Raw genomic sequence first — 19,266 nt, forward strand, 5'->3', positions numbered from 1 at the left:
TTTCTGATAATCAGCTATAAACGCCCCCTATAACAAAAAAGATTGCAGCTTTCTGTTGCAATCTTTTTCTTGTATTTTCTTAATCGGTTTAATCATCTGATATGTAGACGTGCTCTTAAGCTGTCTGCACGGCTACCAATAATACCATCAATCTGTCTCGTTTTGAGAGAAAGGTAGGCATAGATCAAAACTCCCATGCCTCCTAGAAGAACCAGATGGATCAAGCTCAAGAGACGACCTTGAGCTGGATAATAGAGATTCAAAAGCAGATAAGCGAATAGAACGGCCGCCGCCATAGCAGCTGTCATCCAACTAATTGTCTTAACTGATTGCCAGACGTCAGTATGCTTAAATTCTGTGACTTCTTGAACCTTGAAATACATAAGGACAATAGGCACCCAGAGGGCAATAATCGTCGATAAAATAGGCCCATAAACCCCAAAGACATAAAGTGTTGGAAATTGAAAGACCAGCTTAATCGCCATTCCTAGCAAGAAATAGCGTATAGCTGCACGGCCTTCAAAAAGAGCGAGAAGCATCGGAGCTAAAAGGGAATAGATGGCTAAAAAAATCGTCTGAGCCATGACCCCCATAAAGAGATTGAGAGCAATCTGCTCGGATGGTCCGTAAAATATAATATAGATTGGCTTAGCTAAGATCAAGCTTCCCACAACAGCTGGAAACATGAAAACCAATACCATCTGAAGGTTATTGACTACCAGCTTCTTTAAGCCATCGCTATCTTTTTTGACGTAAGATTCTGTCAAAATTGGAATTCCTACACCACCGATAGAAGTCGCAACAGAAATTAGAATCATATTGATCTTGCTAGGATTAGCTGATAGGTAGGCAAAGAGTACTTTAAGATCTGTTCTGGTTAAGTCTGTAATGGCAGCTAGGGTGTTGCTAAAGGTACCTTGATCAATCAACTGCAAAGTCTGAATAGCTGAGCCTGTCACGATAAAAGGAACGGCAGAAATGAGTGTTTCCTTCATCAGTCCCAAGGTATCTATTGCAATCGTCTCGTCAGTTTTCGCAAGAATCTTGGTTAAGAGACCAGCTTTTTTTAGATAATAAACTAGGACAAGCATGCTTGCAAGCATCCCAATAAAAGCTGCAAACGTAGACTGGGTCACTGCACTGATATAATCGCCCGATCCCATCTGCATGATCATATAAGTCGTCAGCAACATCCAGATCACCCGGATAATCTGCTCGAACATTTGACTCATGGCAAAGGGCTTGAAGTCACTATATCCCTGAAATATTCCTCGAATAACACTCATGGCTGGAAAAACCAGAACAGCAAAGGACAAACTGTGAATAACCGGTACTAATTCTTTCCCTGTACCTGAGAATGCTGCAAATAAGGGAGCTCCTAGATACATAATCGCCGCAAAAATCAGACCAACAATCACCATAACCTTTAAGAAACTCTTGATTAAGTGAATCGAATGGTCTTCTTTGCCAAGAGCATTATATTTGGCAATCTGCTTAGATACGGCAACATTCAGCCCTGTAGTCGATAGGAGTAGAAAATAAGCATAGATCGTATAGCCCATACCGTAGAGAGCATTGGCCTGGCTGCCATAGTTTCCCATCCAGGCATACCAAGGGATGATGTAGAGCGCCCCTAGAAGACGACTGCTGGTGTTTCCAATAGTCGACCATAGGGTCCCACTGACCATCTTTTGACTCTGGGTTAATTGTTTTGTTTCAGACATTTCTCTTCTTTCTTAAAAAGGGATTCGTTTTATTATAAACTTTTGCCAGTGACTTGTAAAACTGGAGCATTCAGTCTAAAATAGAAGCTATGATTAGCATAAAACAAGTGCTTGATATTCTCAAGCAAGATCAAAATTTTAGAGATATTAGTCATAATGGTGAGTTTTATTATGATTGGGAATCACGGACTTTTTCTAGCATCAGCTACAATAGCCGTGAGTGCCAGCCAGACACCCTCTTTTTTGTCAAAGGTGCTACCTTTAAGAAGGAATATCTGGAAGGAGCTGTCGAAGCTGGGCTTACCTTTTATATCGCTGAGAAAGATTATGAGGTTGGTATTCCAGCTATATTAGTCAATGATGTCAAGCAGGCTATGAGTCTGATTGCTATGGCTTTTTACGGCAATCCACAAGATAAGTTAAAACTCCTCGCCTTTACAGGGACTAAGGGAAAAACAACGGCTGCCTATTTTGCCTTTAACATGCTTAAGCAAAGTCACAAGCCTGCCATGCTGTCAACCATGCATACCACATTAGATGGGGAAAATTTTTTTAAATCTACCTTGACGACTCCAGAGAGTTTGGATCTTTTTAGGATGATGGCCGAGGCAGTCGATAATGGGCGTACGCACTTGATCATGGAGGTCTCTAGTCAAGCCTTTTTGGTTAAGCGTGTTTATGGTTTATCGTTTGATGTTGGTGTTTTTCTTAATATCAGTCCTGACCATATCGGTCCTATCGAGCATCCTACATTTGAGGATTATTTCTATCACAAGCGTTTACTGATGAAGCACAGCAAGGCAGTTGTGGTGAATGCTGGCATGAGTCACTTTGCTATCGTTCGTGATCAAGTGGCAAATCAACCTCATGATTTTTATGGTCCTTTGTCTGATAATCAGATCATAGAAAGCCATGCCTTTTCATTTCAAGCCAGCGGGCTTTTAGCTGACCACTATGACATCCAACTAATTGGGGAGTTCAATCAAGAAAATGCCTTAGCAGCTGGCTTAGCTTGCTTGCGTCTAGGCGTTAGTCCTGCTGATATTAAACAAGCGATCTCTGCTACTAGGGTTCCAGGACGAATGGAGGTCCTCACTCAAGCTAATGGCGCCAAGATCTTTGTAGACTATGCCCACAATGGAGATAGTTTGCAAAAACTCCTAGAGGTTGTCACTCAGCATCAAACCGGCCAGGTTACTCTGATTTTAGGAGCACCTGGCAATAAGGGCGAAAGCCGACGAGCTGACTTTGGAGCCGTCATCAACTCCTATCCTGAGTTGCAGGTGATCTTATCAGCTGATGATCCAAACAAGGAAGATCCTTACACTATCGCTCAAGAAATTGCTGGCTATATCAGCAGACCCGTCACTATCACAGTGGATCGAGAATTGGCGATCAAGCAGGCCATGAGCCAAACCAGCAATAATCAGGATGCGGTCATTATTGCTGGTAAGGGGGCCGATGCTTTTCAGATCATCAATGGCAGACGTGAAGCCTATGAAGGTGACTTGGCAGTAGCTAAAAAATATTTATAAATATGATCCATAATCTCTCTATTTAGAATGATTCTAATTAAGCTAATCCCTTGCGGGGATTAGCTTTTCCTGTTCCTTGATCATTTATAAAAATCGTTTAAAAATTCAGTCATCTATGCTATAATGTGAAAAGATTTTCAGTTTTATAAGCCTTGAAAATCAAGTTATTTTAGTTATTATTGCTTTTAAAATAGACGGCTGCTAGCGTTATCTAGTCGCTAGAGTGGCCTTAGAAAGAAGAGGTCTATGTCTACAATCAAGGCAGATCATATTCAGGTCGCTTACGATAAAAAAAGCATTATCGAAGACCTCTCTGTATCGATTGCACCAGAAAAGATTACTACCATCATCGGTGCTAATGGTTGTGGTAAGTCTACCTTACTCAAGTCCTTAACTCGCATTCAAGGTATTAAAAGCGGTCATATTTTCTTAGATGGTCAAGATATTGCATCTTTACCTACTAAGGCTATCGCTAAAAAGATAGCGCTCCTCCCTCAGGTCTTAGAAGCTACCCAAGGTATCACTGTATATGATTTGATCTCTTACGGTCGCTTCCCCCACCAACGTTATCTCGGTAGCTTGACTCAAGAGGATCTCACCAAGATTCATTGGGCTATGGAAGCTACTGACGTCACTACCTATGCTAATGAGCTGGTGGACAACCTCTCTGGTGGACAGCGTCAGCGGGTCTGGATTGCTATGGCTCTCGCACAAGATACGGATACTATTTTTTTAGATGAACCGACGACTTATTTAGATATGAACCATCAGTTGGAAATCCTTGAGCTTCTGAAAAAACTCAATCAGACGATGGGGAAAACCATTATCATGGTGCTGCATGATCTCAATTTATCAGCCCGCTTTTCCGATTATTTATTAGCCATGAAGGCAGGACAGATAAAATATCGAGGTGAGGTTGAAGCTATCATGACACCAGATATTCTCAAGGATATCTTCAATATTGAGGTCCAGCTAGCCCAAGATCCTGTTCATCAACGTCCTATATTATTAACCTATCAATTAGCTAAATCATAAAGAAGGAGCTGCCATGAAAAAAACATTACTGACTGCATTTGCTCTACTTGCTATTATTGTTCTTGTCGCTTGCGGTAAGAACAAGCAAGATAAGCAAGCTGAACTCTCATCCATGCCTAAAATCACTGGTTATAGTTATAGCGGTGATATTCCTAAGAACCCTAAGAAGGTTGTTAATTTTGCTTATTCTTATACCGGCTATCTCCTCAAACTCGGTGTTGATGTTTCCAGCTATTCACTAGACAATGAGATTGACAATCCTGCTTTCGGTGATAAGCTAAAAAAAGCTAAGAAGTTAACTTCAGAGGATACGGAAGCCATTGCAGCTGAAAATCCTGATCTTATCATAGTCTTTTCAACAGATAAGAATATTAAGCAGCTCAAGAAAATAGCGCCTGTTCTTGTCATTGAATACGGTAAACGGGATTACCTACAAGTCATGACAGATTTAGGAAAGATTTTTGATAAGGAAAAAGAAGCTAAATCTTGGCTGGACAGCTGGAAAACCAAAGTTAGCCAAGCTAAAAAAGAGCTAGATCCTTATTTAGCGAAATCTAGCACCTTTACCGTTATGGATTTTTATGACAAGGATATCTATCTTTACGGTAATAACTGGGGCCGTGGCGGTGAATTAATTTATGATGCTCTCGGCTATAAAGCGCCACAAAAAGTTCAGAACGATGTCTTTTCTACAGGTTATTATGGTGTCTCACAAGAGGTACTTGGTGATTATATTGGCGACTACGCTATCCTTAATGTCAGTCAGTCTACTAAAAATTCAGCTAGCTCACTCAAGGAAAGCGATGTTTGGAGAAATATTCCTGCGGTCAAAAATAACCACGTCCTTGAAGTGGATGAATCACTCTTTTACTTCTCTGATCCTATGTCTTTAGATAAACAACTCCCTGCTTTTGTGGAGGCTGTCAAGAAGGTACAAAACTAAAAGGAACCCGCCCATGTTTTCGATTCATCTTATCCATCGAAAAAAGCTAAAAAATAAGCCAAGTAAAGTGTGGCTTGTTTTTTTCGTTATGCTCTTGGCATTTATCTGTGCCAGTTATCTCTCATTGCGCTTTGGGGCTATTAACTATTCTCAAGATCAAGTGCTGCAAGTCCTGATACATCCCCTGACCGATTCAGCTGATCAAGATGTTATTATAGACCTTCGTTTACCACGCTTAATGGCTGCGACCCTAGTGGGAGCTGCTATGGCACAATCGGGGGCTATTATGCAGGGGGTTACACGCAATCCAATCGCCGATCCCGGTCTTTTAGGGATCAATGCTGGAGCTGGTCTGGCACTTATTATAGGCTATGCTATTTTTGGTAGTCTGCATTATAGTCTCATCCTTGTCCTTTGCCTATTGGGATCTTTTCTGACCGCCTTTCTCGTATTTGGTCTTGCCTATCAGCCAGGCAAGGGATACCATGCTATTCGTCTCATCCTAGCTGGGGCTATGGTCTCTATGCTCTTTTCATCGATCGGACAGGCTCTAACACTCTATTTCAATTTAGAGACCAGTGTTATTGGTTGGCAGGCTGGTAGTCTGGCTCAGATTAATTGGAAAATGTTGACAATCATTGCTCCAGTTATTATTGCGGGACTCTTTCTAGCACAGGGCTTATCTCACCAGTTAACTATCCTCAGCCTCGACGAAACGGTCTCTCGATCGCTTGGACAGCGCACCAATATCATCAGCTTTTGTCTACTAGGTATTGTGCTCCTACTTTCGGCAGGAGCTGTTGCCTTAGTAGGTTCGATTGCTTTTATTGGCCTCATTATTCCTCACTTTATGCGGGTCTTTATCGCTAGAAATTATCGCAGTTTACTGCCTCTATCTGCCTTAGCTGGGGCTACCTTTATGCTCTATGTCGATCTGGTCAGCCGAGTGCTTAATCCACCAACAGAAGTCCCTATTAGCTCGCTCACCAGTATCATCGGCTTACCCTGCTTTTTATGGTTAGTCCGAAGGGGAGGTAATCTATGACGCCAAAGGTTAGCCTTATCAAAAACTTTGCACTACTGACGATTCTTTTAGTCCTGATAATCTTACTAGCCCTCTCACTAGGTTATACACAGACGGGTCCTGTAGATATTTTCAAACTCTTAGTAGGACAGGGTGATTCTGCTGCTAGCTTTATTATCACTCAGATTAGACTGCCTCGTATCCTAGCCTGTATTATTGGGGGCGGATCACTCGCTCTAGCCGGCAGTCTACTGCAAACTCTAACTAAGAATTCCTTAGCGGATTCTGGTATTTTAGGGATCAATGCTGGAGCAGGTCTAGCCATGGTTATCACTATCAGTGTCTTGGATCAAAATGATCTGACAACATCAAGGAGTTTACCTCTTTTAGCCATCGTAGGTGGTCTGTCTGCCATCCTTATCGTCTACCTGATCTCTCTCAATCGGAATCGGAATATCAGTCCAACTCGATTGATTATTACAGGTGTTGGGATGTCCAGCATGCTATCTGGAATCATGATTGCTATTATTAGTAAAAGTGATAACAATAAGATGGAGTATATTATCTCCTGGCTCAGTGGAGAGATCACTGGTAATGATTGGGCCAGTCTAGCTATTTTTTCGCCCTTGCTGCTGTTAGCATGGGGAGTCACATTTAGCCGCAGCCGTTCTCTTAATATCATGAATCTCAATGATCAAACTGCTCTAGCCCTCGGCTTAAACCTTCAGAGAGAACGTCTGATCACCCTAGTAATGGCTACTATTTTGGCTTCTCTCAGTGTTGCTCTGATTGGAAATATTACCTTTATCGGCCTGATCTCAGGCCACATAACTAAACGTTGGCTGGGCAGTCAGCATCAAATCAATCTCCCTGCCGCTATGATGGTTGGTATGATTCTTCTACTGATTGCTGATACCATTGGCCGTCTCCTCCTTATCGGTACTGGTATCCCAACTGGTATTATTGCTGCTATTATCGGGGCGCCTTACTTTTTATATCTTATGTTTATTGAAAAAGAATAAAATAAAGAAAAACGGACTGGAAATGACTTGGGCCACAAAAGTTAGGTAGAAACATTTAACTTTTGCGGCTCAGTACAAGTGTCCGTTTTTTAACTGACCGAAAACTTCAAGTCCTCATGATCAAAGTCTATCATGAGCGCATAGGTCTGCGGCCCCACTTCTTTTATATAGCCTAAGATCACCAAGCTTTTGACAAAAATATCTGGTCGTTTTTGCTTGACCCTGTCCTTACGCTCAAATTTTAAAAGAAAAGTTGTCATATACTTGAGGGCATACTCAGGATTAACATCTCCTAAAACGTTATAGAGAACGTGCTGAGCTGAAGACAGGGGATAACCCGCTTGAAGCCTGTAAAAATAATTAGACAGCGTCAAACGCTCCCTAGCAAAATCAGTTTGCTCCACTACAACAGCTTGATTAGTAGTGTTTGCTAGATAGGTGGGAAACTCAAAGGTCAATAATTTCTCATAAGCAGGGCTATTCGTATCAATCATTAAAAGATCATCTAACTGGATATTTTGCAGCTGATCTTCACTTTCTATCAGCTGTAGGTGCAGATCATAGCGACGCTCATACCGGCTAATATAACCAGCTTGTATATACTCTTCTAAATGGCGCTCCAAATGCTTTACCTGGTAGAAGTCCTTCTTGATTTGCCTCAGAGTTACCTGATTGTGCTTATCAAGGTAATTTATCAACTCCTGAAAAAACGGCTGAGCAGTCAGCTTGTCTGGATTAAAAACACGAATCATGAGTTTCCTCTTCTCTTTTAAACTTATTAAGCAGCATAACCTTCTAAGCATTCAGACAGAGAAGCGCTTAAAAGGGTAAGAACATTAGCTTATTATTAGCTGTTATCAATTATATCAAATCACAATCGACTCATTCAAATGCTGGTTAGAAAGGCTGGGGTTATCAGGTTTAGATTAGGTAAAAGTATGATATAATTCCTTTTATAAAAGGAGGAGAGACGATGGCTAATTTGCTTAATTATCTTGATACTATCCATGATCAAACTTTTGATGATTGTCCACTAAATGAGATAGATTACCTAGTCCTCACGGAAGTAGGCTACCTCCCTTTCAATGAACTGCTAAGCCAGAGTTTTGATTTATCAAAGGGCATAGCTTTAGGAGAGTTAGCCAGAGCCTTTTTCAAAAAATATGGCTCCAAACCTTTTTCTCCCACTGCTTGTAAAAATCGTATTAATCTCTTGAAAAAAGTCATGACGGCCAAACGCTATCAAAATATTATCGCCTGTGCCTTTATTGATGATGTCGATAAAGAAGAAGAAAAGCAGTTCTCAGCTATAACTTTTCAGCTCATGTCCAAGCTATTTTTGATTGCCTTTCGAGGTACAGATGATAGTCTAATTGGCTGGAAAGAAAGTTTTTATATGACTTACAAGGCAGAAATTCCTGCCCAAACTGCAGCTTCTCAGTATCTGCAGCAGGCCATCAACCATTTAAATGGTCACTATATCTTATCAGGGCATTCTAAAGGCGGTAGTCTTGCTATCTTTGCAGGCAGTTCCTTATCCCCAAAGGATCAAAATAAACTTATTGCAATCCACACCTATGATTCTCCTGGTCTTCATCCAAGTATGATCCCCAAAAAGTCATTTGACACGCTTCAGCAGCGCATCACAGCCTTTATTCCTCAAGATTCTGTTGTCGGCCAGCTACTCGAAAATCCTTATAGAACTATCGTTGTTCACAGCAAAACTTGGGGGCCTGGTCTCTTTCAGCACGATACCTTCACATGGCAGATTGGGAATCAAGCATTTAGCCGCCTTGCAAGTGTCACCAAGGGAAGCCTGCAGGTCAATCGTGCCCTCAATATATGGCTGGACAATTTAAACCCACGGTACCTGCAGAAATCTTTCGATGACTCTTTCGATCTTCTATTCCACTCAAATATTGAAAACTTGGGAGATTTATCTCCCAAAACCTTAATAGCTGTTCTCAGGCAATTTATGGCCTTATCAAAATTTAAGCGCAAATTTCTTCTAGCAATTATAGGCCACTTCTTTTCTCTCTATTTTAAGATTGTCGCCAAGGATATCTTCGTATTACCGCAACAATTATTTAAAAAACTAGTCCATGACTCCTAAAAACCACTCTTTAATCCGTAAAAAGGATTAAGGGTGTTTTTTAATTTCAATACTGATTTAGGCCTAGCAGATAGATACCCAGCAGATCACATAAAGCAGTCAGCATATAGCAGTAACCCATCCCTTCTTTCCCATAAAGTACGAAGGCTCCTACTGATCCAAGTCCAAAAATAAAAATTTCCAGTTCTAGCTTAGGAATCCCAGTCAATACTTGTGGTGATTTAGGTGCACTATAGCAGCTCCAGACTAGTACCACTAGTAATCCTAAAAAGGCAAAACCGATTTTGACTGCCCAAGGTTTTCCAGTTAAAATACCGCCTAGTAAGCCCGTAAGTGTTAGCACTTTTAGCAGAAAGCGAAGGCTAATCATAATACTGGACATTAAGCCTGTCTTCTTTCTAGTTCGCAAAAGAAACTCCTGCTGCCAGCAATTTTTCTTTTGTTTTTGTGAATTTGGTTTTATTGGCAACCCCAATACATTTTACATCTAAAGTTACTTTGAACCCGGAACGAGCTGCTGCTAGAGCAGATGCTTTAACACAATCATTACCATCGACACCGACAATTTCCAGCTTTCTGACCTCTCTTTCCTTTAAGAAAGCCAAGAGGGCGGTATTGCTGAGGCAAGATGCCCGACGTTTTTCAAATATGTGATCTGATACAAGCGACAAACCTTGAGCAAATACCTTGGGCTTCCTACTCAGCTCCCACCAGAAACGATTGACAATATGAATCACATGATCTTCAGGATAGCTGGCTATTTTATCATTAATCGCCGACAGTAATTGGGGATTGGAGCGATATCTTCCCTTTCCAACATAATCTGTTTGCATATCAATAACTAATAAATAAGAATGAGTCATTTATATTATTCTTTCCTTTTCTGAATAATCGTGTAGGTTAAATAGTCTGTTACGATAGTGCGCAGACGTTCATTATAACGGGTCTTACCATCTGCATAATTAGTTACCATGCCTTGGAGAAAAAGATAGACACCACGTACAATATTGATGATCTGCTCCTGCGTCAAATCAGGACTCAGTAAACTCATAACAGTCTCTTTCAAAAGTTGAAAACTCTTCATCCGCAGCTCACTAATGGGATAGGTAAATTGCTCTTGATCCACACGTTCACCATCATCCAGAAAAAGCAGGGAAAAAGAATTATAGTGGTCGAAGCCAAACTGTATGAAGATATGGCTTCCTTTCAATAATTTTATACTGGGTGTCAAGTCTTGATCTTCCAGAGCCAATAAGGTATGATACAGCTTTTCTAAGGGCTTATGGGCCACCTCATAGAGAATCTCACTCTTATTTTTAAAATAGAGGTAAATGGCTGTGTGTGAACAACCTGCACGCTTAGCAATCTCTCGTATCCCCACGTTTTGATAGTCTTTTTCTTGAAATAAGCTTTGGGCAGCAGCCAGAATACTCTCCTTAGTCTGATTTATTTTTTCTGATACCATTTACGCTTCTCCATTTCTTCTAGGGCATTGGCAACCTCTCCTCCGTGACAGACACTGATCAAGGTTTGTGAATAGGTCTGCAAAAGATCATGAGCTGTCTTTAGAGCCTGAGGCATATCTGCCGTGAAGGCTTTCATCGGCGGTTTAAGACGTCCCAATCGGCTAGTTGTCAGTAAATCTCCCGCAATTAAAACATCATCTTCTGCATGGTAGTAGCAGGTATGACCCGGTGAGTGTCCAGGCGTAAAAATGGGTATCAGCCCTGCATCTGCTAAGAGATAATTTGCTCTCTCACTGTTCAAATCTTCCAGCCAATTGGTATTAAAAGCTACGGACTCCACCTTTTTACGTCTTGGATAAGGCTTTTGCCCCGAAACGTAAGGCAGCTCTCTTTTGTCTATCATCAGAGGTAGGGTTGGATATAGATCCCTGAGCTGGGCAATTCCTCCCACATGATCCGAATGACCATGTGTTAAAAAGACCGCTGCCAATGGCTTACTACCCAAATAAGTCTCCACAGCATACGGTGCCATATTCCCCATGCCTGTATCGATTAAAAAGTAGGATCCCTGATTTTCCACAATCTAGATACTAACTGGAAAGATTAATAAATCAAACCTCACTTTAAAAATATGAGGACTGATATGATATTTTTTAGCTGTATATTTTGTTGCCACTTGGTAAAAAGTCTGTTTCATCATCGTTTCTGCTTTCTTATGGAACATTGATCTCTCAACAACTAACCAGTGGTTAGTTGTTGAGGAAAGTATATCTCATTCCTCTATGTTTAGCAAGAAAAAACCGAAGCAAGGACTGCTTCGGTCGTTTATGACAATTTTCAAGCTATAATTTTTGTATATTTTGTTCAACTTCTTTTAAAAAGTGTTGACGCTTTTCCATCGTACAAGTTGCACGTCCCATATTGCCCAGCACCATCACTCGGCGTGTCTTAATACCGCAATGATTGAGAACAGCACTTTTTAGGGCTGCTACTCCATAACTATCTGGTACACTGATCCATCCTGAAAAGAGTTTATACCACCAACTGGGAGCCATAGAGGTCGCAAAAATATCCGCCGTTCTTCCTTTTAGAAGTTTACGAAATTGTTTGCCACGCAGGTAGTTCCAGATGAAATTCCCCTCGGTATTAGAAGAATAAGCAATACCCGGAGTAAAGGTACGATCAATCCAGCCTTTCATGAGGCTAGGCATGCCGCTCCACCATATGGGGTAGATAAAGATGAAATGATCAGCCCATTGAATGAGCTCTTGCGATAAAAGTATGGTCTCATCCTCTGGCATGCGCTTGCGATAGCCATAACGTAAAACAGGATCAAAGTGCAATCGACTAAGCTCTAACATTTTTACCTGATGTTGGGCAGAATCTAGGTTTGCTATCACTGTTTCATAGATAGACTGGCTAAAACTTTCTCTATCAGGATGCCCATTAACCACTAAAATATTCATACGATGTCTCCTCATCAATACCACTAGTATAAGGGGAATAAGGTTGACAGGCAAGGGATACTTTCCTATAATTTGTAGGAAATCGTACATTATGTATGAAAACTGTCTGATAAGCAACAAACAGGAGACAATTATATGACGCAAGATATCCGTATTCTCAAGACCAAAAGGGACATCGAGTCCGCACTTGTCACTCTAATTCTGGATAAGGGCTTTTATACTTTAACTGTTCAAGACATTTGCCGAGAAGCCTTAATCAGCCGTTCTACCTTTTACAGCCACTATTTAGATAAGTATGACCTATTGGAACAACTGATTACAAAGACTTTAGAGCCGCTTCAGGAAAAATTCGCTGCCAAGTACGAGGACTCTCTTGGCAATAAGGGATTAAGATATTTTCTAGAAGATATTTACCAGTTTTATCAAGAGCATACAGACCTCCTCAAGGCTTTGTTAAAAACACCCTTGGAAAATCAACAAGGCTTTGAAGATCGGTTTGATCAGCTCTGCCAGCTCTATATCAATGAGCTTTTACGTTCAGAGAATGTTCCTAGTAAGATTCCTTTAGATCTCTTAACTCAACTCTATGCCTCTATTGTTCGCTCATTGATGAAATGGACTATTGAACACGGTCCCAGTGAAGATCTTACTGATTTCACTTATCGTATGCACAAGGCTTTTTTAGACATCCTATAGCATAAGGTGATCCCGACTATCCTATTAGCAATCACGACTCGTATTTCTAGCAATAGTTATCTCCATAAAAATATCCCCAGAGGTAATCTACCTTTGGGGATTCTTATTAGTTATTAAAACTTTCTGTCAACTGCGGCACCACCTGTTTCTTACGAGAAACTGCTCCAGCGAGGAAGGCATGATTATTTTCTAATTTGAAATTAAAGGCGGTTTCAACCTTATCCATATGGCTACCCAGGGCTAAAATTTCTGAGTTTGAATTGAGGATATCTGTAATCATCAAAACAAAATCAGAGTAACCATTAGCTTCTTGGGAACTCTTGATAGCAGCTTCAATATCAGGTTGGCGTTCTAGAACTTCGGCAATATCTACTGTATTGACTTGTGCCACGCGCACATTGTTGCCATTTAACTCAAAGGTTTTGGCATCAATATCAATCAATTCTTCTGCTGACTTACTTGAAAGGTTGGTCCCTGCTTTGAGCATGGCTAAGCCATACTCTTCTAAGTTGACGCCAGCAATTTCAGCTAATTCCTTAGCCACTTGGGGATCTGACTCGTGAGTCGTTGGAGATTTGAGCAAGAGTGTATCTGAGATCAAGCCAGATAGGAGAAGGCCTGCCACTTCTTTTGGCACTTCAATATTGTTTTCTTTAAAGGCACGATAAACAATCGAAGAAGCTGATCCAACTGGCTCAACACGCATGTAAAGGGGATTAGCTGTTTCAAAGTTAGCTACACGATGGTGATCGATAACAGCGGCAATTTCCACTTCACGGATATCTGAAATCGACTGCTGGAATTCATTGTGGTCTGTTAAGATAACTTGGTTAACGCCTTCTGCTTTAGCGGATTCAACCACACGTGGTGCTTCTGCACCAAAATAATCGAGAACAAATGCTGTTTCCTCATTTGGTTCACCAAGGGCAACAGCCTCAGCATCACGCCCAAAGGCTGTCCGTTCCAAATAAGCCCACCCATAGGACGATGCAATAGCATCCGTATCAGGATTTTGGTGACCAAAAACTAAAAATTTAGACATAGTTTACCTCTATTAATGTTTATTTCTTTACCATTTTAGCAAAATTTCCCCCATAAAGAAAGGTTAAGGCAGGCTGTAAAAAACGATTGGATCACTCCAATCGCCTTAATAATCATCATTCATATGATCCCTGTCATCTGCTGATAACTCGAGGGTATCTAAATCAACAATGTAATTATCTTCGTCATCTCTATCATAACCGGCATCATAATTCCTATTTGGATAAGAATGATCTTCAGATGGCTTATTATCATGACCATCTAATCGCTTTGAAATCCAAGCAAACAGAGATCGCACTACTACTAGAAAGGCCTGATAGGCTAACAAAATTACTGATTCAATAAAAATGATGACTTCTACTATAACAACGCCAATCAGAGCCCAAGACATGAAAAAAGCGATAAACAACTGAGAAATGATCTTTTTCAAATTTCCCACTTGATCATTGTGAATGGATAAAACCTCAGTAAATAAATCAAAAATTCCTTGCAAGAGTGCTGAACGGACACCTCTTGAGGACGCTCCATCTTCTACCAGCTTGGCTCTAGTAGCTATGACATCATTATAGTCATCGAAAAATAAATCGACTCGATCACCTAGCCTAGGCTCAAAGTTGAAAGAGGAGCGATTAATTCTTTTGACCTGGCCATCTGAATTTGCTAATACGACGACCTCATCATCTATACTTAATACGCGATACATACTTTACTCTACTTTCTCGCCTCATCATATCACAAAATCACAATGGTGTCAAAATCTGTCCCCTCAAAACCCTTGTCAAATAAGGATTTGTTAGGATTTCCGCCTAGCTCAATTCCCTTGTTTCAGGGTTAATTTTACAACAGCTTCCGTTCTGGCTGTGTGAGGAAACATATCAACCGATTGAATATAATGCAGGTCATAAATTTTTGATAGAACGGTTAGATCACGGGCCAAGGTTGATACATTACACGAAATATAGACCATTTTAGCCGGCTTGAATACTGTAATAGTTTTTAGTAACTTTTCATCTAAGCCAGTGCGAGGAGGATCAACGATTAAAGCAGAAGCCTTAAATCCTTCTTCATACCACTTAGGAATCAGATCCTCAGCCTTGCCAGTTTCATAGTAGGTATTGTTAAATCCCATAGCTAAGGCATTATTTTTTGCATCTTCAATGGCTTCAGGAATGATATCCATGCCACGGACAGATTTCACCTTACCTGCAAAGGCTAAACCAATAGAACCCACTCCACAATAAGCATCTATCAGGTCATCTTCTGAGGAAACATCCAAAGCCTTAACAGCTTCGCTATACAGCACTTGGGTTTGTTCGGGATTAAGCTGATAAAAGGCACGAGGTGATAGCGAAAAATGATAATCAAGAACTCCTTCTTCGATACTATCACGTCCCCATATTATCTCTGTTTTATCACCGTAGATTTCACTAGACCTTGAGTTATTATAATTAACGGCCACCGTTACAAGCTGTGAATAGATTATGCGAAGTTCCTTCACTAGACCACTTAAACGAATATCACAGCTCGTAACAAAAATGACCTGCAGCTGAGAACTTCTTTCTGCCTTACGTACCATGACCGTTCTGACACCAGGAATTTTACGCTCATTATAAATTGGGATTTTGTACTTATCAAGCAACTCAGTAATCGTATTGATGACATTTTGAGTAAGCTCATCCTGAACCAGACAGTTTTCTAAAGGGACAAGTCTATGGGAATTCGTCGCATACAGCCCCGCTTTCACGCTTCCACCAAATGCACGTGTCTGAAACTGTAACTTAGCACGGTAATGGGTTGGATTATCCATGCCTTTTGTGGAGCGAATTTCAAATGCTTCAAATCCTTCTGGTTTGAATTTTTTCAAGGACTGTCTAATCACATCATCCTTGTATTCTAACTGTTTATCATAGCGTAGATGCATGATCTGACAGCCACCACACTGGTCATAGATTGGGCACTCTGGTACAACTCTAAAGGGTGAAGGTTTGTTGATAGAGATAATTTTTGCTTGAGCAAAATTTCGACGGATAGTTGTTATTTCACAATAAACCTCTTCTCCCTTTAATGCCCCATCAACAAACACTAGTGTTTTTTTATAAAATCCAATACCTTCGCCGTTAATCCCCATACGCTTGATTTTCAGGGGTACTCTTTGCTTTACTTTCAAATTCACACTATTCACCCTCATTAACTCTAAAAGCTCAGTACCTTATATTTTATCATTTTTGATATAATAAACCTATGAAAATAACCAAATTGGAAAAGAAAAAGCGTCTCTTTCAGATGGAAACAGATACCCAGATTGTCTTGTATATTACAGAAGATACTCTGGTACACTTTATGCTATCTAAGGGAAAAGAAATCAGTGAAAAAGAGTTAGAAGAAATTCAGACTTACGCACAATTCTCATATGGAAAAGATCTAGCTTTATACTATATTTCTTTTAAACAACGCACAAAAAAAGAAGTTCAAGACTATTTAGATAAACATGAAATTGATTCAGAAGCTATTAAAAAAATAATTACTAGTTTGCAAGCTGATAAATGGCTTGATGATCATGCCTATGCTGAATATTATATTAAGCAAAATAGCTATAACGGTGATAAAGGCCCTTTAATTCTTGTCCAAAAGTTAAAGGAAAAAGGGATCCCTCAAACTATTACACAAGACCTCTTAGAGGAGGAAGATTTTGACGTTTTACTCAATAAATTAACTAAAAAACTTATCAAAAAATATCAAAACAAACTTCCTCACCATGCCTTAATTGAAAAAATCAGTCAAACACTTTATCATAAAGGCTTTAATTCTTCTCAGATTAAACAGATGATAACAAGCCTTGATATTAATCAGGATCATGAAACTGAGGTAGAATTACTCTATAAGCAAATTGAAAAATTACTGCCAAGGTACCAAAAAAAATATGATGGCTATAAACTAAAACAAATGGTAACTCAAGCCTTAGCACGAAAAGGTTTTGACTTTGATGCGATAAACTCAGCCCTCAGGGAATATCTATAAATATGATTTTTCCCTCAAATTATGTTACACTAATAAGGAATAAATTTTATTAGAAGGTTAGTTGCCATGAAATTACCAAAAGAGGGCGACTTTATCACTATTCAGAGTTATAAGCATGATGGTAGCTTACACCGAACTTGGCGAGATACAATGGTTTTAAAAACAACCGAAAATGCAATCATTGGCATTAATGATCACACTCTGGTAACAGAAAGCGATGGTAGGCGCTGGGTTACCAGGGAGCCTGCTATAGTTTATTTTCACAAGAAGTTTTGGTTTAATATCATAGCAATGATACGAGACAATGGAGTCTCTTACTATTGTAATCTTGCCAGTCCCTACGTTATGGATGAAGAGGCTCTTAAATATATCGACTATGATCTAGATGTTAAAGTTTTTGAAAATCATGAAAAAAAACTTTTAGATGTCGATGAATATGAAGAGCATAAAAAAGAGATGCACTACTCTGAAGATATAGATTTTATATTAAAAGAGAATGTTAAAATTTTAGTAGATTGGATCAATAACGAAAAAGGACCTTTCTCAGAGTCTTATATCAAAATCTGGTACAAGAGATACTTAGAACTCAAAAGTCGATAAAGTCTCTAATTAGTCGCTTCACCCATTATTTAAAATAAGACTAATAAATTCTTTGTTATTATTAGTCTATAATATTAGCCAGGGCCTATAAGGCTCTGGCTTTTACTTTATTTACTCATTACCTTCCCCCATAATAAAGCTATAAATATTAACCGTTAAACCATATTGATACCCAGTTATCGTTATCTACCACTAGTCTTATAATAATTTAAAATGTTTCAAACACTTCCAGAATGATTTTGGCAGCATTTAACACTCTAGGAATACCACAATAATTGATATCTTGAAGAAGGATTTCAGTAATTTCTTTCTTGGTAGCACCAGCTCTTAGAGCCGCAGATGTGTGCATGCGTAATTGCCCTTCACAATCCCCCATAGCCAGTAATGTTGAAATGGCGATCAACTCCCTCTCTCTAAGCGACAAACCTTCTCTAGTATAAACATCACCAAATAATTCAATTACCATCTTAGATAAATCTGGTGATATCTTATCCAAACTCTCTTTAAATTCTAATCCAAGAGAGCCATCAATCTCTCTTAGTTTCCTAAGCCCAATAGTAAAGCGATCTTGTACCATGTTTTTTCTCTTTTCTGCTAATTTCACAATACCATATAATTGTGATATAGTAATTGTAAAACTTAAAGTGAGGTTTAAGTCAACAATTAAATGAAAATCGGAGAATTTGCTAAAAAAACAGGGCTTACAGAATCAACTATACGTTATTATGAAAAACAAGGATTTCTGAAAGCAAATCGAATCAATGGTATTAGAGAATTTGAGGAACAGGACTTAGAATTCGCTAACTTCATCAAGCGCCTAAAGGCAATGGGAATGCCTTTAAAATACATTAAACAATATGCGGATCTGAGATATCAGGGACCACAAACTATAGATAAGCGGTTCAAACTCTTGCAAGAGCACCGACAGTACTTAATCAATAAAACATCAGAGTTGCAAGATTACATACAAAATCTAGACAATAAGTTATCAATTTATCAGGAATATCTAAAAGATTAAAGAAAGACTGCATTATATACAAATAAAAAAGAGAATCGACGATCGATTCTCTTTTTAGTAATAATATTAAAGCACGTTCGCAAATGCCGGCTACATGACTTGAACACGCGACCCTCTGATTACAAATCAGATGCTCTACCAACTGAGCTAAGCCGGCCTATTATGATGCGGGTTAAGGGACTTGAACCCCCACGCCGTTAAGCGCCAGATCCTAAATCTGGTGCGTCTGCCAATTCCGCCAAACCCGCTAGAATGACCCGTACTGGGCTCGAACCAGTGACCCTTTGATTAAAAGTCAAATGCTCTACCAACTGAGCTAACGAGTCTACGGTCCCGACGGGAATCGAACCCGCGATCTTCGCCGTGACAGGGCGACGTGATAACCGCTACACCACGGGACCTTATTAAGTAAGTCTACTCAAACTAAAATCCTTAACGTTTCATTACTTAATCTAATGGGAGTTAACGGGATCGAACCGCTGACCCTCTGCTTGTAAGGCAGATGCTCTCCCAGCTGAGCTAAACTCCCTCTAGGGTGGAAGGTTAACTCTAGCTGGGAAACAGT

Annotated in this window: 21 protein-coding genes and 5 tRNA genes; 10 read left to right on the plus strand and 16 right to left on the minus strand. The window is 39.9% G+C overall.

From position 1 onward, the window contains the following. Positions 1 to 92 precede the first annotated feature (92 nt). Positions 93 to 1,724, minus strand: a complete 1,632-nt coding sequence (locus tag AC4HAI_RS04480) for a putative polysaccharide biosynthesis protein (protein ID WP_491110593.1) — start codon at positions 1,722 to 1,724, stop codon at positions 93 to 95. An 89-nt stretch (positions 1,725 to 1,813) separates the two neighbouring features. Here AC4HAI_RS04480 and AC4HAI_RS04485 point away from each other — a divergent pair, with 89 nt between their 5' ends. From AC4HAI_RS04485 to AC4HAI_RS04505, 5 genes are all read left to right on the plus strand, one after another. Next, positions 1,814 to 3,259, plus strand: coding sequence for a UDP-N-acetylmuramoyl-L-alanyl-D-glutamate--L-lysine ligase (locus AC4HAI_RS04485; RefSeq protein ID WP_491079634.1), 1,446 nt, complete (start codon positions 1,814 to 1,816; stop codon positions 3,257 to 3,259). A 246-nt stretch (positions 3,260 to 3,505) separates the two neighbouring features. Continuing rightward, positions 3,506 to 4,294, plus strand: a complete 789-nt coding sequence (locus AC4HAI_RS04490; RefSeq protein ID WP_491079635.1) for an ABC transporter ATP-binding protein — start codon at positions 3,506 to 3,508, stop codon at positions 4,292 to 4,294. A 13-nt stretch (positions 4,295 to 4,307) separates the two neighbouring features. Next, a complete protein-coding gene (locus AC4HAI_RS04495) occupies positions 4,308 to 5,237 on the plus strand; it encodes an ABC transporter substrate-binding protein (RefSeq protein ID WP_491110595.1) in 930 nt (309 codons plus the stop codon). Positions 5,238 to 5,250: 13 nt separating this feature from the next. Beyond that, a complete protein-coding gene (locus AC4HAI_RS04500) occupies positions 5,251 to 6,282 on the plus strand; it encodes a FecCD family ABC transporter permease (RefSeq protein ID WP_491110597.1) in 1,032 nt (343 codons plus the stop codon). Beyond that, positions 6,279 to 7,283, plus strand: coding sequence for a FecCD family ABC transporter permease (locus AC4HAI_RS04505; RefSeq protein WP_491110598.1), 1,005 nt, complete (start codon positions 6,279 to 6,281; stop codon positions 7,281 to 7,283). The genes AC4HAI_RS04500 and AC4HAI_RS04505 overlap by 4 nt, the downstream gene beginning before the upstream one ends. 89 nt (positions 7,284 to 7,372) lie before the next feature. On the opposite strand, the gene AC4HAI_RS04510 is transcribed toward AC4HAI_RS04505, so the two are convergent. Next, on the minus strand, positions 7,373 to 8,035 hold the full coding sequence (locus AC4HAI_RS04510) for a DUF1803 domain-containing protein (RefSeq protein WP_491110599.1): 663 nt from the start codon (positions 8,033 to 8,035) through the stop codon (positions 7,373 to 7,375). Between the two features lie 221 nt (positions 8,036 to 8,256). Between AC4HAI_RS04510 and AC4HAI_RS04515 the strand changes: the two genes are divergently transcribed. Next, on the plus strand, positions 8,257 to 9,396 hold the full coding sequence (locus AC4HAI_RS04515) for an Mbeg1-like protein (RefSeq protein WP_491110600.1): 1,140 nt from the start codon (positions 8,257 to 8,259) through the stop codon (positions 9,394 to 9,396). A gap of 46 nt (positions 9,397 to 9,442) precedes the next feature. On the opposite strand, the gene AC4HAI_RS04520 is transcribed toward AC4HAI_RS04515, so the two are convergent. The 5 genes from AC4HAI_RS04520 to AC4HAI_RS04540 form a co-directional block, all read right to left on the minus strand. Further along, entirely contained in the window at positions 9,443 to 9,805 is a 363-nt protein-coding gene (locus tag AC4HAI_RS04520; protein WP_491110602.1) for a YrdB family protein, read from the minus strand. Then, the gene (locus AC4HAI_RS04525) at positions 9,795 to 10,259 is read right to left on the minus strand and encodes a cysteine hydrolase family protein (RefSeq protein WP_491110603.1); all 465 of its coding nucleotides are present in this window, start codon (positions 10,257 to 10,259) and stop codon (positions 9,795 to 9,797) included. The genes AC4HAI_RS04520 and AC4HAI_RS04525 overlap by 11 nt, the downstream gene beginning before the upstream one ends. 5 nt (positions 10,260 to 10,264) lie before the next feature. Then, a complete protein-coding gene (locus AC4HAI_RS04530) occupies positions 10,265 to 10,861 on the minus strand; it encodes a TetR/AcrR family transcriptional regulator (RefSeq protein WP_491110605.1) in 597 nt (198 codons plus the stop codon). Continuing rightward, positions 10,843 to 11,442, minus strand: coding sequence for an MBL fold metallo-hydrolase (locus AC4HAI_RS04535; protein ID WP_491110606.1), 600 nt, complete (start codon positions 11,440 to 11,442; stop codon positions 10,843 to 10,845). Before AC4HAI_RS04535 ends, AC4HAI_RS04530 begins: the two co-directional genes overlap by 19 nt. A gap of 262 nt (positions 11,443 to 11,704) precedes the next feature. Beyond that, entirely contained in the window at positions 11,705 to 12,328 is a 624-nt protein-coding gene (locus AC4HAI_RS04540; protein ID WP_491110607.1) for an NAD(P)H-dependent oxidoreductase, read from the minus strand. Positions 12,329 to 12,463: 135 nt separating this feature from the next. Here AC4HAI_RS04540 and AC4HAI_RS04545 point away from each other — a divergent pair, with 135 nt between their 5' ends. Continuing rightward, entirely contained in the window at positions 12,464 to 13,024 is a 561-nt protein-coding gene (locus tag AC4HAI_RS04545; RefSeq protein WP_491110609.1) for a TetR/AcrR family transcriptional regulator, read from the plus strand. Between the two features lie 106 nt (positions 13,025 to 13,130). Here the strand turns inward: AC4HAI_RS04545 and AC4HAI_RS04550 are convergent, their stop codons facing one another. The 3 genes from AC4HAI_RS04550 to rlmD form a co-directional block, all read right to left on the minus strand. Further along, a complete protein-coding gene (locus AC4HAI_RS04550; RefSeq protein WP_491110611.1) occupies positions 13,131 to 14,066 on the minus strand; it encodes a manganese-dependent inorganic pyrophosphatase in 936 nt (311 codons plus the stop codon). Between the two features lie 105 nt (positions 14,067 to 14,171). Continuing rightward, positions 14,172 to 14,768, minus strand: a complete 597-nt coding sequence (locus AC4HAI_RS04555; protein WP_491079648.1) for a hypothetical protein — start codon at positions 14,766 to 14,768, stop codon at positions 14,172 to 14,174. 108 nt (positions 14,769 to 14,876) lie between these two features. After that, a complete protein-coding gene (gene rlmD / locus AC4HAI_RS04560; protein WP_491110612.1) occupies positions 14,877 to 16,238 on the minus strand; it encodes a 23S rRNA (uracil(1939)-C(5))-methyltransferase RlmD in 1,362 nt (453 codons plus the stop codon). Positions 16,239 to 16,306: 68 nt separating this feature from the next. On the opposite strand from rlmD, the gene recX reads away from it, so the two are divergent. Continuing rightward, on the plus strand, positions 16,307 to 17,083 hold the full coding sequence (recX, locus tag AC4HAI_RS04565; protein ID WP_491110613.1) for a recombination regulator RecX: 777 nt from the start codon (positions 16,307 to 16,309) through the stop codon (positions 17,081 to 17,083). Positions 17,084 to 17,149: 66 nt separating this feature from the next. Next, positions 17,150 to 17,683 (plus strand): nucleoside tri-diphosphate phosphatase, encoded by a 534-nt coding sequence (ntdP, locus tag AC4HAI_RS04570; protein WP_491079651.1) that lies wholly within the window; start codon positions 17,150 to 17,152, stop codon positions 17,681 to 17,683. A 208-nt stretch (positions 17,684 to 17,891) separates the two neighbouring features. Here ntdP and AC4HAI_RS04575 read toward each other — a convergent pair whose 3' ends face one another. After that, a complete protein-coding gene (locus AC4HAI_RS04575) occupies positions 17,892 to 18,260 on the minus strand; it encodes a carboxymuconolactone decarboxylase family protein (protein ID WP_491079652.1) in 369 nt (122 codons plus the stop codon). A gap of 90 nt (positions 18,261 to 18,350) precedes the next feature. Between AC4HAI_RS04575 and AC4HAI_RS04580 the strand changes: the two genes are divergently transcribed. Beyond that, a complete protein-coding gene (locus AC4HAI_RS04580; protein ID WP_491110614.1) occupies positions 18,351 to 18,701 on the plus strand; it encodes a MerR family transcriptional regulator in 351 nt (116 codons plus the stop codon). An 84-nt stretch (positions 18,702 to 18,785) separates the two neighbouring features. On the opposite strand, the gene AC4HAI_RS04585 is transcribed toward AC4HAI_RS04580, so the two are convergent. The 5 genes from AC4HAI_RS04585 to AC4HAI_RS04605 form a co-directional block, all read right to left on the minus strand. Further along, positions 18,786 to 18,858: transfer RNA gene (locus tag AC4HAI_RS04585), tRNA-Thr, on the minus strand. 9 nt (positions 18,859 to 18,867) lie between these two features. Then, positions 18,868 to 18,949 (minus strand) — tRNA-Leu (locus tag AC4HAI_RS04590). A gap of 5 nt (positions 18,950 to 18,954) precedes the next feature. After that, positions 18,955 to 19,027, minus strand: a tRNA-Lys gene (locus AC4HAI_RS04595). Positions 19,028 to 19,029: 2 nt separating this feature from the next. Further along, positions 19,030 to 19,102: transfer RNA gene (locus AC4HAI_RS04600), tRNA-Asp, on the minus strand. 55 nt (positions 19,103 to 19,157) lie between these two features. Then, positions 19,158 to 19,230 (minus strand) — tRNA-Val (locus AC4HAI_RS04605). Between the last annotated feature and the right edge of the window lie 36 nt (positions 19,231 to 19,266).

The organism is Streptococcus sp. ALY_208, from assembly GCF_058314295.1.